This window comes from Mesorhizobium oxytropidicola, from assembly GCF_056174625.1.
Genome location: NZ_CM149692.1, coordinates 3,048,282 through 3,060,430, shown reverse-complemented (window position 1 = coordinate 3,060,430; position 12,149 = coordinate 3,048,282). Strand labels below are relative to the sequence as shown.

Here is a 12,149-nt window from a genome sequence, read left to right as displayed (position 1 = left end):
CCACCCGCCTAGGATGCGGACATAAGGCTTATGTCGAAAAGTATGAGGGCGAGGATGGATGTCGTATCGGCGTTGCGAACGTTCCTGCGCGTGGCGCAGACAAAGTCCTTCTCGGCGGCCGCCATCGACCTTGATCTGACGCAGCCGGCCGTGTCGCGGCAGGTCTCCGCGCTGGAGGCGCATCTGAAGACCCGCCTTCTGCATCGCACGACGACCGCGCTTGCCCTGACGGCGGAGGGCGAACAGATGCTGCCGATGGCGCTGCGTGTCATCGAAGCGGTCGAAGCGCTCAACAAGGCCGGCGGCGCCGAAGCGGCGGCCGTATCCGGAAAGGTGAGGCTCAGCCTGCCGACGCCGCTCGGCTTCTTCATCAGCGACCGCTTGACAAGCCTGCTGGAGCGCCATCCGGACCTGCAAGTCGATCTGCTCCTTCGCGACCAGCCGTCGGACCTGGTCGCCAACGCAATCGATCTCGAGGTACGCCTCGGGCCGGTCGGCGACAGCAGCCTGATGTGCCGCCGGATCGGCTGGACAACCGCCTTTCTCGTGGCCTCGCCAGCCTATCTCGAGGGACGCGGCACACCGCGAGTGCCGCAAGACATCAGAGATCACGCCTGCATTTGTTACAGCCGTGGCGGCGATGGCCGGTCATGGTCGTTCTCCAGTGGAGCGGATGAAGTTGTCCTGCGCATCGAGCCCCGCCTTGTCGCCAACAATTCGATGGCCGTCCATCGCGCGGCGTTGGCAGGAGCCGGGCTTGCGGTGCTCTCCCACATTCTGGCCGGGCCGGACATCGAAGCAGGCAGGCTGGTCAGGCTGATGCCGGACTTTCCGCCGACGCGCCTGCCGATCAACGTCGTCTACCCCTCGCGCAAGAACGTGCCGCTGCGTGTGACGACGGTCCTCGACTTTCTTGTCCAGGCCGTCCGCAGCGATATTTTGATGGCATCATCAGCCCCCTCGCAGGCCGAACCATCGCCCCTCATTCCCGCGTCCGAAGGCTCCTACTTCTTGCCCTGCGGATAGATCGTCTCGCCACGCTTCAGCATCGCCACGAAGGTCTCGATCTTCTTCCGGCGTCCCGCCTCGGTCTTCATGTTGTGGGTGCGGAAGGCGAGCGAGAAGCGGTTTTGCGCGCTGAGCTTTTCCAGCATCGCCTTGGCCGCCGGCTCGGCATCGATGGCCGCCTGCAAATCGTCGGGATTTTCATCTCCTTGCCGCTGCCATAAGCGCGCGCCCAGCGCCCGTCAGCCTTGGCGGCCTCGACCTGCTTCAGCCCATGCCCGGTCATGCGGCCCTCCTCCACCAGCCGCGCGACATTGTCGATGTTGATCTTGCTCCAGATGCTCTTCTTGCCGCGCGGCGTGTAGCGCTGGAGAAAACTGTTCTCGTCCAGCCCCTTGCGCACCGCGTCGATCCAGCCGAAGCACAGCACCACGTCGATGGCCTCCTTCGGCGTGATCGACTTCAGCCTCGACCCGACCTTGTGCACCTTGATCCACACCTCGCTTTCCGAGGCGTGGTGCTGGCCGAGCCAGGCGTAGAAACTCGCCGCGTCCGGAAATTCCCGGACCTTGTCGGGATCGACCTTGACCGGCGCCATCAGCGGGCCTGCCGGTTCAGAATTGTTGCTGGCGTCCCTGTCATCTTGCCTCCGTCATCCCGCGATTCCCGGAATCATGGCATGGTCCACTGCCAGTTTTCGTCAGCAATGGGACACGCTGCCGCAAAGTAGGGAACACACTATCCATCGCCGCGTTGCCGCAAGAGTGCAACCGCCCGATGGAGGGTCCCGATGGCAATAGAGACCATTTTCGCCCATGTCAGCTGCTCCAACCTCGAGGCCAGCATCGGCTGGTACGAAAAGCTCTTCGGCAAGCCGCCGCTGCGCCGACCGATGCCGGGGCTGGCCGAGTGGCAGTTCACCGACAGCGCCGAGGTGCAGCTGTTCGAGGACAAGGACAAGGCCGGCACCTCGACGCTGACGCTCGGCGTGCTGCCGCTGGCGCCCGAACGCAAACGGCTGGTGGATGCGGGCCTCCAACCCGGCCCGATCGAGGAAGCCGACCATTTCTGGATCATGCGCATGCGCGATCCCGACGGGAACCTGGTGGTGTTTGCGAGTGCTGAGCGCGACTAACGCTCCCTTCTCTCCCTGCGGCGGGAAGGACAAGCGCTGGCGCCTCCCCGCGCTCTGCTGTACCACAGCGGGTGCCGCATTCGGGGAACACGCTATGAAATCTCTGCTCCTCGCCTTTGCCCTCGCGCTCCCCACAACCGCCCTCGCCGAGCCGATCGAAACCCAAAAAATCATCACCGCGCTGACCGGCGACTTCAACGGCGACGGTGCTCCCGACCTTGCCATGGTGGTCGAGACCGGGCCGACAGACCCGATGGACATCCATTTCTTCCTCAGGGATATCGAGCACAATTACCTCAAGCCCGTCGAAATCGTGCGCGAGCAGATCGGTGGCGATTGGAACGGCTACGACCGGCCGGGCTACGAGAACTCCGACGCCGAGCCGGAGCTGACGATGCTGCCCAACGGCTCGATCAAATTCTATCTGCCGGCGCCGGAGATCGGCAGCGAGCGCACCAACCAGACGCTGACCATCGCCTACCGCAACGGCGCCTTCATCGTTGCCGGCTTCGCCTATGAGTCCGTGGATTACCTGCAGGAGAATGTCGCCAGCGCCTGTGACTACAATGTGCTGACCGGCAAGGGCACCAGCTCGAAGCAGCAGCCGGACGGCAGCACGAAGCACAAGACCGTGTCGGCTGAAGGCCAGATCGTTGCCTTCAAGGACTGGAATTCAGGCGACGCCTTCGCCGCTTGCCAGGAATAACTGGCGCCCTGCCCCTGCGGCCGGCATCAGGCCGGTGGCGGCATTGCCGGCGTCAGGCCGTGGCGGCGCATGATCTCCATCATCGCAGCCTTGTCAGGCGGCCCGCCGGCAGCGGCGTTGAGCAAGCCGAATGCCTCACGAAAATAGTCCGGACCGATCGCCGCCGGCGTGATGACGCACAGCGCCTTGGCATCCCGGGTGCCATTGTTGTCGAAGCGGTGGACGGCGCCGCGTGGAATGCACAGCGCCTCCCCCGGCCCAACCTCGAACGGCTTGCCGTCGACGGTCCAGGTCAACACCCCATCGATGCCGTAGATCGTTTCCTCGTAGTGGTCGTGGCTGTGCGCCGGCGCGGGCAAGCGCTGGGCGCCTGGCACCATCAGCTCGAAAGCGGCGACACTGCCGTTCGAATTTTCGCCCGACACCAGGAAGCGGACCGACAGCCCCTTGGTGCCGATGATCTCATTGGCTGGGTTGACCTGAAGATCCATGGCTGACATTGCGCAAACCCTTCCGGTAAATTACATTTACTAGCAGTCAGTAAACTCAATTTACCGGATCGTCAATGGCCACCTCCACCGAAGTTCTCCAGACCAAGACCACGGACCTTTTGATCGGCGCCCTGCTGCGCGTGCCGGCGCAGGCTATCCAGCGCCGGCTGATCAAGGAGCTCAACGCCGCCGGTTTCGACGAATTGCGCCTGCCGCACATGGCGGTGCTGCAGTTTCCCGGCCCGGACGGCGCGCGCCCCGGCACCATCGCCGAACGTGCCGGCATGAGCAAACAGGCCATCAACCAGTTGCTCAGCAGCCTCGAAAATTACGGCTATATCGTCCGCTCCGACGGCGAAGGCAGCGCGCGCGTGGTGCACGCCACCGAACGCGGCCACGCCGCCTTCTGGAAAATGGTCGATATATTACGCGACATCGAGGAGGAGTGGCGCAGCGAGCTCGGGCCGGAGCGCTTCGACCAGCTGAAAGCGCTGCTGTTTGTCGTCTGGGACAGCCCGCTGGTGCGCTGACCGAAACCGCATTGGTGTACGGCATCATCGGCATTTCCGATGGCGTTATCGGTTTCTTCCGTTTCCTCCGGGCACGCCGACCTGCCAATCCCCTGCCCTTGTCCCAATCCAGCAAAGGCAGAGCGAAATGAACCTTTCGAACCAAAGGATCCTGATCGTCGGCGGCGGCTCCGGCATGGGCCTGGCGCTGGCCAGGCGTTGCGTCGAGGCCGATGCCACAGTCATCATCGCCGGGCGCGGTGAGCAGAGGCTGCGACAGGCGCGCGAGACACTTGGCAATCCCGCCGACCTGCACGTTGCCGTTGTCGACATCGCCCGGGAAGACCAGGTTGCGGCGCTGTTCGCCGAGATCGGCGGGCTCGACCACATCGTCAGCACGGCGGCCGACATCGAAGGCGCCTACAGGCTGCTGCCGGAGCTTGACCTCGCGGCGGCGCAACGCGCGGTCGACAGCAAGCTCTTCGGCCCATTGCTGCTTGCCAAGCACGGTGCGCCACGGCTGGCCGCGAACGGCTCGATGAACTTCGTCTCCGGCATCGCCGCCTACCGGCCGGCCGCGCGCGGCTCGGTCGTCGCCGCCGTCAACGCCGCGCTCGAAGGGCTGGTGCGGGCGCTGGCCGTCGAACTCGCGCCGATCCGCGTCAACGCCGTCTCGCCCGGCTGGGTCGACACCGAGATCTGGGCGCAGGTCGCCGGCGACCGGAAGGCCGAAATGCTTGCCGCGATGGCCGAGCGGTTGCCGGTCGGCAGGGTCGGCCAACCCGAAGACATCGCCGACGCTCTCTTCTTCCTCATCGGCAACGGATTTACCACTGGCACGACGCTGCATGTCGAAGGCGGGCACCGGCTGGTTTAGCCGGTGACGGCATTCGACAGGGAGTTGTTTGAAAACAATGCCTTGGAGCTATCCGCCGATTCAAGTTCTGAACCCGTCTCGAGGCGTTCCGGCACCAGCGTGTCGCGCGCGGCGGCGAGCAATTGCCTGAGCGCCGGCGGCTGGATGCGGCGGCGTCGCCAGATCATCATCAGCGGTGCCGCCTGCGCCCGGCCGGGCCATGGTAGTTCGACGAGGTCACCGCGCGCCAGCGCATCGCTGACGGCGAGACGGGGAATGAGGCCGAGCCCAGCACCCGTCGCCACCAACCGGGCAATGGCGCCGATGCTGCCAACTTCGGCGGCAGGTTTGGGCGGAGCCATATCCGCCTCGGCAAAAGCGGTGTCGAACATGTGCCGGTAGATGCATCCGGGCTCCGTCACCACGAAGCGCAGCGCGGCAAGGTCTGCCAGGTCGCGCGGCGCGGTGCCTTGTCCCGGGGCCGCGACCAGAACCAGCGGTTCGCTCCCTATCGCACGTCTGGCCAGGCGCGCATCGGCGTCCTTCGCACCATCGCGACGCTCGAAGCAGAAGGCGACGTCGATATCGCCGTCCTCCAGCAGGCGTCGCAGCGTGCCGCTGTCGGTCACCTTCATCCGCACGGTGATATCGGGATGCCGGGCCTGGAATCCCGGCAGCCAGGGCGCCAGCCGGGCCGAGGCGATCGTCTCCAGCGCGCCTATGGTCAGTGCCCCGCTGGTGCGCCCGGCAGCCGACAGCACCGCCGCGCGCGCCTCGCCATCGAGCCGCAACAGTTCTTCGGCGATCGGCTGCAGCGCGAGTCCTGCCGGCGTCAGCTCCAGGCCGAACTTCGAGCGTGTGAACAGTGCAGCACCAAGCTCAGCCTCCAGCGCCTGGATCTGATCGCTGACACTCGATTGCGCGAGGTGAACCGCCTCGGCGGCGCGCGTCATGTTGCGGCTGCGCGCCACCGCGAGGAAGGTTTTGAGCAGTCTTGGATGCATCGCCTGGCCGACACCGGCCTATTGCAACTGCGGCTTCTTCAAGAAACTGCCGCGGTCGGCCGATTTGACGCGCAGCCAGGTCTCACGGCCGTCGCGCACCACCCGCATCGGGATCTCGGCGCCGGCCGAACCGCTGTCCCACAGCTTGCGATAGAAATCAGCGAGCCCGTCGACCGCGCCGTCGCGGACCTCGGAGATGACATCGCCCTGGCGCAGGCCGGCCTTAGCGGCCGGACCGCCTTCGGTCACGCTCATCACCACCACCTTGCCGTCGCTTTCGGCCGACAGCGCGCCGAGCCACGGACGCGGCGGCTTGGCCACCTGGCCACGCGTCAAGAGATCGTCGAGAATCGGCGGCAACAGATCGATCGGCACCACCATGTTGATATCGGCGACCTCGCCGGCGCGGCTGATCTGCAGGCGCAGCGAACCGATGCCGAGCAACGCGCCATCGGCACTGAACAGCGGCGCGCCGCCCCAGGACGGGTGCGCCGGCGCGATGAAGATCGCCTCGTCGAGCAGATACTCCCAATAGCCGGCGAATTCCTGCTTGGTGACGATCTTGGCCTCGACCGCCCGGCCGACGCCGTCGGCAAGCACCACCGCGTCGCCGATCCGGGCCTTGCCGGCATCGCCAAGCGCCACGGCCGGCAGGCCGGTCGGCGCCAGCGCCTGGACAAGGCCGAAGCCCGATTCCTGGTCATAGGCCAGCGCATGCGCGGGGATGACGCGGCCGTCATGCGCGGTCAGCCAGACCTCCTCGGCCTCGGTGATGAGATAGCCGATGGTCAGCACCAGCCCGTCATTGCGGATGACGACGCCACTGCCTTCCCTGAGCGTGCCCAGCGCGCCGGCGGTGAAGGCATCCTCGGGAACGGTGGCGCGCACGGCAACGACGGAGCGCGGATTGGGATTGATGGCCATGATTTTGTCCTGCGATGCGAATGTCCGGCGGCTTCTTCTATACGTATGCCTTGGAGGGGATGGTGCAAGGTGCGTATCGCTAGTTCTTCCTTCTCCCCCTGTGGGGTCCGAAGGACGGGGCGAGACAAGTGGCTCGCCCCCGGCGGTGGATCGGCGCGTTAGCGCCAGACAGTTGAGGGGTGTTCCAGCGGAGTGAGGCGTTGGCGTTCCCTAAAACACCCCCGACCTCGCTTCGCGAGGCCACCCCCGGGCGAGCCAACGGTCTCGCCCGCCCTTCGGGCCCCACAAGGGGAGAAGGAAGGGCCAACGTCATCGCCAACATTGACAATAGTTCAACGCAAGTTGAACTTCCGCCTCCGCAGCCCTAGCTGTAGATGGATCCGCTCAATCCCGTTCTCTCCTCCCCAACCCGAGGCCCGACATGACAGACTACACCCCGCCGAAAGTATGGACCTGGAACAAGGCAAATGGCGGCGCCTTTGCCAGCATCAACCGGCCGATCGCCGGACCGACGCATGACAAGGAATTGCCCGTCGGCAAGCACCCGCTGCAGCTTTATTCACTGGCGACGCCGAACGGCGTTAAGGTGACGGTCATGCTGGAAGAGCTTTTGGCGCGCGGCCACAAGGGCGCCGAATACGACGCCTGGCTCATCAGGATCAACGATGGCGACCAGTTCGGCAGCGGCTTCGTCGAGGTCAACCCCAACTCCAAGATCCCGGCTCTGATGGACCGCAGCGGTGCGACGCCGGTGCGCATCTTCGAATCCGGCTCGATCCTGGTCTATCTCGCCGAAAAATTCGGCGAATTCCTGCCCACCGAACAACCGGCGCGTGCGGAAGTCCTGTCCTGGTTGTTCTGGCAGATGGGCTCGGCGCCGTATCTGGGCGGCGGCTTCGGCCATTTCTATGCCTATGCGCCACAGAAATTCGAATACGCCATCGACCGCTTCGCCATGGAAACCAAGCGGCAACTCGACGTGCTCGACCGCCGGCTGGCCGAGACCGAATATCTCGGCGGCAAGGATTACACGATCGCCGATATGGCGGTGTGGCCCTGGTATGGCGGGCTGGCGCTCGGCCGCATGTACAATGATTCCGCCGACTTCCTGTCCGTCCAGGAGTACAAGCACGTTCAGCGCTGGGCCAAGGCGATCGACGCCCGCCCCGCGGTCAAGCGCGGCCGCATGGTCAACCGCGCCTTCGGCGAGCCGGCCATGCAACTGCATGAGCGCCACGACGCCAGCGATTTCGACACGAACACGCAGGACAAGCTGGCCGCCGAATAAGAGGCGGCAACGCCAACCTCACAAGAAAGCCCGCCACGACCCGTGGCGGGCTTTTCTCGACGCTATACTGACGTCACACTCACTGCCACACCATGGATCAGTGCAGCACTTCGACGATCTGACGGGTCTCGGGGTCGACCAGGACAGTCTGGTCGTTGATCACGGCGACTCGGTACTTGACGTTGGGCACTTCGCGCAGTTCGACCTTGTCGGGCACCGGCGAGCCAAGCTTGAGCTCGAGGCCGAGCAGATTGACCGACGCCAGCGGCTGCTTCTTGACATATTCGCGAACCACCGTCTCCTGCTCGGGCTGAACGACGATGGTGTCCGCCATGGCCGCACCAATGCCGCCCATCAGAACGATCGCGGCTGCTGCGCTCGAAAGATAATGTTTCATAGTAACCTCCTTGATAGCTGTCTCGATTCCGCCGCCCTGGAGGAGAACTCGCCCGTCATCCCAAGGTTCCATCTTAATTCATGGAATAAATATGCGGATTGTTCACCAAATGGCAATTTATATTTCCGTCGCATGCTAACGGCAACAGCCTTATATGCTTCGGAAATTCCGCAACTAATTGTGCATAATTTCATGAGAATTTCGCTGAAAATCCCACCTGTTTCGGAAAGAAGCATCGGCGTGCTTCTTTCTGAAGGGGAACTCGACCCGCCATTGCTTAGGAACGGCTAACGTAGAGCGCGCGGTGTCGTTCCCGAATGCGTCGTCCGACGCCACGAAAAAGGCCCGCTTTGCCGGGAGCAGAGCGAGCCTTTAACGGTGCCGGCGGAGGTGGCAGCCTCACCGGTCACATCGGGAAAACGCCGGCGCCGGCATCCGGTTCCAGCCATGAGCGGCGTGCCTGCATCGGATGCAACCATGCCGCCGTGGCGACGTTGTTCCCCGCATTTCCCCGATGAACCTCCAGCAAGGATGATCGAGACATGGCACCCAGACCCTCCGCCACCAAGCACCCGTTCATGCTGATGTTTGTCGTTATCGCGTTGATGGCGCCCTTTGCCGGCCTTGCCTGGCGCACGCGCGAATGGATGGGCTGGTAGACCTTCCCAGGAAGCCGCGTCAGAGGCATGCTTGGGCACCTTCCCCACGGCACTATGGCTGCCTAATTATATCTCATCCGGCTAAAATAGCGGAACATCCAATGGACATTGCCGGAACCGAACAGGGCCTATCGGACCTTTTACGGACACCACCTAAGACCTTGGTCCCACAAGGAAAACCGAGCGGTTCGATGTCGCTGGAGCGAGCCCGTCAAGGGAGACATTGGGCATGAGCGCCTCTCTGGCCTCGTGGCTCCAGCGCAATGTCCGCGCAATGCCTCGGGGATAGCCACCCCGCGACACACCATCAACTTCCGCTCGTCCGAAAAAGGACCGGCAAGCGTGCCGGCATGGACCAGTACTGGATCGACCGCGGCGGATGGCAGGGCGGCGAATTCGGCTTTGCCATGCCGGTGCGCAGCCGCGACATGGCAGAGCCGCTCAGCCGGCGCGAGGTCTACAAGTTCGAATTCCTGGCGTTTGGCATGAGCCTGTTTGCTCCGCCGCCCGGACTGAACGAAGTTCCTCACAAACGGCCTTTGGTCCGATGAAATGTGGAGAATGGCACATCACTGTGGGCATGTCGGACGGCACCATTTTGCTCTTTTCGGCGCCCGCCTTGGCCCCTCGAGAGGGTAAGGAATTATATCTCAATTGGCTAAAATAGTGGAACATCCAATGGACATTGCCGGAACCGAACAGGACTCACCGGACCTTTGCTTCAGTCACCTAAGACCTTGGTCCCAAAAGGAAACGCAAAGGGCCGATGCAGCTCTTCATCGGGAACATCCCGCCTCTGCCGTCGTTTGCCGCAAGGTCTCCGGACCGGACTCGATTTCGGAGGAAGAGCGATGCACCATCGGTCCATCATCACCAGAACAGGCCACGGCCCGGGTACGGCGATCGCCGTGTTGATGGTCGGACTTGTGGCGGTGGGGATTGTATTCCTCGTGCTCGGCGGCGCGCTGTATTTCGGCGAGCAGCCGTCGAACCAAGACGCTCTCTCCTCCATGCCTGCCCGATCGGCCCAGGCAGCCGATAGCAGGGCGGCGAATTGATGGGCCAGCCATCACACATCAAACATCAGAGATTGCGGCGACGGCTGCCCCTCGTTGAAGACGGAGCGGTAGCAATCATGTTGACTCGCAAAAGCACCGGCGATGCCGCCCTCCATGTCGACCGCACGCAACATTACCAAACCGTAATGTAGCGGCAAGACGTCAGACAGATCGCTTCGTCACAGTGTCCACCGGCGAGAGGGGCCAAGTGGAGGAAAATGAAATGTACAGGAAGCTTCTTTCCGCAGCGATTCTGGTCGCGCTCGCGACCGCTCCAGCGCTTGCGGCGACAGAATATTTCGTCGCCCAGAAGGCGAGCGATAAGACGTGTTCCGTCGCCACGACAAAGCCTGACGGCAAGACCGTCATGATGGTCGGCAAGACGTCCTACAAAACCGAGGCCGAAGCGACGGCAGCAATGAAGGCAGCCGCCGACTGCAAGAAAAAGTAGGGTTCCCGAGAAATGCCCGATGGCGCCGCGTGCGCCATCGAAGCCTCTTGCTCGAACATGATCTTTTCCGAAACCGGTTTCCGTTTCGGTTCGGCGTGATCTAAAAGGAATAAATCCATGAACAAATCCATCCTCGCGGCTCTCGGCCTCGCGTTCGCGCTGGTCGTCTCCATGCCGGTTGTCGAAGCCAATGCGGCTGCCACCACTGCCGCCGTGACCGCTGGGGTCACGACGGCTGCCCCGGCCGCCGTTCAAAAGGTCGCCGCCAAGAAGCACAAGAAACACAGGAAGCATTCCAAGAAGCACAAGACGGCAGCCAAGGCCTACTGATACCTGGGCGGTCATCGCCTGCGAAGACCCATCCCGGGTTCATCGGGACGGGTCAGGCTTGGATGATGCCCATCATCCTGCCATCCCTGGCCACCGCCCTGCCCCGGCGATAGACCGTCCGGTCTTTCGGCACGGCCACAACCGCCTCGGGCACGTGCTGCGCCCGCATGGCGACGAAGTCGGCGTTGGCGCCAACGGCAATGCCATAGTCCTCCAGCCCCAGCGCCTTGGCGCCGGCATGGGTCACCACATCGAAGGTGGCCGCCAGTTCGTGGTCCTCGTAGAAGCCGGAGCGGTAGCCGATCATATTTGGCCCGGTTCAGCATGTCGCCATCGCCATAGGGCCACCAGGAATCGCGGATGTTGTCGGAGCCGCTGAACACGGTGACGCCGGCCTGCCGCAGAGCCGCCACCGGCGGGAAGGCATGGTTGCCGGGCGCGTTGGTCATGATCGCCACGCCAGCCGCCGCCAGCCTCGCGCCGGCCTTCTTGAGCGCATCGGCCGGGATGTCGCCCAGCCCATAGGCGTGGCTGACGGCGACATGGCCTGCCATGCCGAGCGCCTTTGCCCGCCCCGCGATCTCCTCGACCTGGAACAGGCCGAGCGTGCCGCCATCATGCAGGTGGATGTCGACGCCGGCGCCATGTTTCTGCGCCAGGGCGAACACCACGTCGAGATGGCCCTTAACATCGCGGTCGAAGCTGGCGGGGTCGAGCCCGCCGATGAGGTCGCAGCCAAGTTTCAACGCCTCATCGAGGAGCTCCGCCGTACCGGGCGAGGACAGAATGCCGCTTTGCGGAAAGGCGACGAGCTGGATGTCGATGAGGTCGCGGTATTTTTCACGCACGGCCAGGATGGTTTCGACATGTTTCAGCCCGACCGAGCTGTCGACCATGACATGGCTGCGCATGGCCAGGCTGCCGTGGCCGATACAGAGTTCGAGCTGGTTCTTCGCCCGATCCGCCATCGGCGCCGCGGCGGCCAGGTTTTGCGCCTGGAAGGCGACACGCTCGCGCACGTCGAACCCATTGGTGCAGGGAATATGCGGGCGCCAGGCGTCGCCATAAAACGAGGTGTCGAGATGGATATGCCCCTCGACGAAGGCCGGCACGACAAGCTGGCCGCCAAGGTCGATAATGATGGGATCGATGGTGGCGTGATCAGATGGGAGCGCCTTGCCGGCCGGCGCGATGGCGCTGAAGCGGCCGCCTGTGACGAAAAAATCCGCCAGCGACCCATCGGCCAGTTTCGCGTTGCGGAAAATCGTCTGTTCGCTCAAAATTGTCTGCTCGCCCATGGGCGCCATCCCCGTTGCAAGCGCCAGGCCTCGCCGCC

General features: G+C 63.7%; 14 protein-coding genes and 2 pseudogenes. 10 read left to right on the top strand and 6 right to left on the bottom strand.

The genetic code is table 11. The annotated features are described in order from the left end of the window. The first annotated feature begins 54 nt into the window (after nt 1-54). Nucleotides 55-1,026 (top strand): LysR family transcriptional regulator, encoded by a 972-nt coding sequence (locus AC0V8S_RS15290; RefSeq protein ID WP_475438203.1) that lies wholly within the window; start codon nt 55-57, stop codon nt 1,024-1,026. Here the strand turns inward: AC0V8S_RS15290 and AC0V8S_RS15285 are convergent. After that, a pseudogene (locus tag AC0V8S_RS15285) lies at nt 1,005-1,603 on the bottom strand (YdeI/OmpD-associated family protein). The gene AC0V8S_RS15290 and the pseudogene AC0V8S_RS15285 overlap by 22 nt on opposite strands. A 192-nt stretch (nt 1,604-1,795) precedes the next feature. On the opposite strand from AC0V8S_RS15285, the gene AC0V8S_RS15280 reads away from it, so the two are divergent. Both AC0V8S_RS15280 and AC0V8S_RS15275 read left to right on the top strand, forming a co-directional pair. Next, nucleotides 1,796-2,140: a VOC family protein gene (locus tag AC0V8S_RS15280; RefSeq protein WP_475438202.1), complete on the top strand. Its 345-nt coding sequence runs from the start codon at nt 1,796-1,798 to the stop codon at nt 2,138-2,140. Between the two features lie 94 nt (nt 2,141-2,234). Then, nucleotides 2,235-2,846 (top strand): hypothetical protein, encoded by a 612-nt coding sequence (locus AC0V8S_RS15275; protein ID WP_475438201.1) that lies wholly within the window; start codon nt 2,235-2,237, stop codon nt 2,844-2,846. 26 nt (nt 2,847-2,872) lie between these two features. On the opposite strand, the gene AC0V8S_RS15270 is transcribed toward AC0V8S_RS15275, so the two are convergent. Next, nucleotides 2,873-3,346 (bottom strand): cupin domain-containing protein, encoded by a 474-nt coding sequence (locus AC0V8S_RS15270; protein ID WP_475438200.1) that lies wholly within the window; start codon nt 3,344-3,346, stop codon nt 2,873-2,875. Nucleotides 3,347-3,411: 65 nt separating this feature from the next. Between AC0V8S_RS15270 and AC0V8S_RS15265 the strand changes: the two genes are divergently transcribed. Both AC0V8S_RS15265 and AC0V8S_RS15260 read left to right on the top strand, forming a co-directional pair. Continuing rightward, entirely contained in the window at nt 3,412-3,867 is a 456-nt protein-coding gene (locus tag AC0V8S_RS15265; protein WP_475438199.1) for a MarR family winged helix-turn-helix transcriptional regulator, read from the top strand. A 127-nt stretch (nt 3,868-3,994) separates the two neighbouring features. Beyond that, nucleotides 3,995-4,723: an SDR family oxidoreductase gene (locus AC0V8S_RS15260; RefSeq protein WP_475438198.1), complete on the top strand. Its 729-nt coding sequence runs from the start codon at nt 3,995-3,997 to the stop codon at nt 4,721-4,723. On the opposite strand, the gene AC0V8S_RS15255 is transcribed toward AC0V8S_RS15260, so the two are convergent. After that, nucleotides 4,720-5,706 carry a LysR family transcriptional regulator gene (locus AC0V8S_RS15255; protein WP_475438197.1) on the bottom strand — a complete coding sequence of 329 codons (987 nt, stop codon included), beginning with the start codon at nt 5,704-5,706 and terminating at the stop codon, nt 4,720-4,722. The two genes, AC0V8S_RS15260 and AC0V8S_RS15255, sit on opposite strands and share 4 nt — an antisense overlap. A gap of 18 nt (nt 5,707-5,724) precedes the next feature. Next, a complete protein-coding gene (locus AC0V8S_RS15250) occupies nt 5,725-6,630 on the bottom strand; it encodes a S1C family serine protease (RefSeq protein WP_475438196.1) in 906 nt (301 codons plus the stop codon). A gap of 421 nt (nt 6,631-7,051) precedes the next feature. Here AC0V8S_RS15250 and yghU point away from each other — a divergent pair, with 421 nt between their 5' ends. Further along, complete coding sequence (gene yghU, locus AC0V8S_RS15245; protein ID WP_183461583.1) at nt 7,052-7,918, top strand: glutathione-dependent disulfide-bond oxidoreductase; 867 nt, start codon at nt 7,052-7,054, stop codon at nt 7,916-7,918. Nucleotides 7,919-8,015: 97 nt separating this feature from the next. Here yghU and AC0V8S_RS15240 read toward each other — a convergent pair whose 3' ends face one another. Then, entirely contained in the window at nt 8,016-8,315 is a 300-nt protein-coding gene (locus AC0V8S_RS15240; protein WP_095200610.1) for a DUF1236 domain-containing protein, read from the bottom strand. Nucleotides 8,316-9,324: 1,009 nt separating this feature from the next. On the opposite strand from AC0V8S_RS15240, the gene AC0V8S_RS15235 reads away from it, so the two are divergent. The 4 genes from AC0V8S_RS15235 to AC0V8S_RS15220 all read left to right on the top strand — a co-directional run bounded on the left by AC0V8S_RS15235 (nt 9,325) and on the right by AC0V8S_RS15220 (nt 10,813). Further along, on the top strand, nt 9,325-9,525 hold the full coding sequence (locus AC0V8S_RS15235) for a hypothetical protein (RefSeq protein ID WP_475438195.1): 201 nt from the start codon (nt 9,325-9,327) through the stop codon (nt 9,523-9,525). Nucleotides 9,526-9,825: 300 nt separating this feature from the next. Continuing rightward, a complete protein-coding gene (locus tag AC0V8S_RS15230) occupies nt 9,826-10,032 on the top strand; it encodes a hypothetical protein (RefSeq protein WP_475438194.1) in 207 nt (68 codons plus the stop codon). A gap of 223 nt (nt 10,033-10,255) precedes the next feature. After that, nucleotides 10,256-10,483, top strand: coding sequence for a hypothetical protein (locus AC0V8S_RS15225; RefSeq protein WP_475438193.1), 228 nt, complete (start codon nt 10,256-10,258; stop codon nt 10,481-10,483). Between the two features lie 117 nt (nt 10,484-10,600). After that, on the top strand, nt 10,601-10,813 hold the full coding sequence (locus tag AC0V8S_RS15220; RefSeq protein ID WP_183461590.1) for a hypothetical protein: 213 nt from the start codon (nt 10,601-10,603) through the stop codon (nt 10,811-10,813). Between the two features lie 52 nt (nt 10,814-10,865). Here the strand turns inward: AC0V8S_RS15220 and AC0V8S_RS15215 are convergent. Further along, nucleotides 10,866-12,111 (bottom strand): annotated as a pseudogene (locus tag AC0V8S_RS15215) (amidohydrolase family protein). Nucleotides 12,112-12,149: the final 38 nt, after the last annotated feature.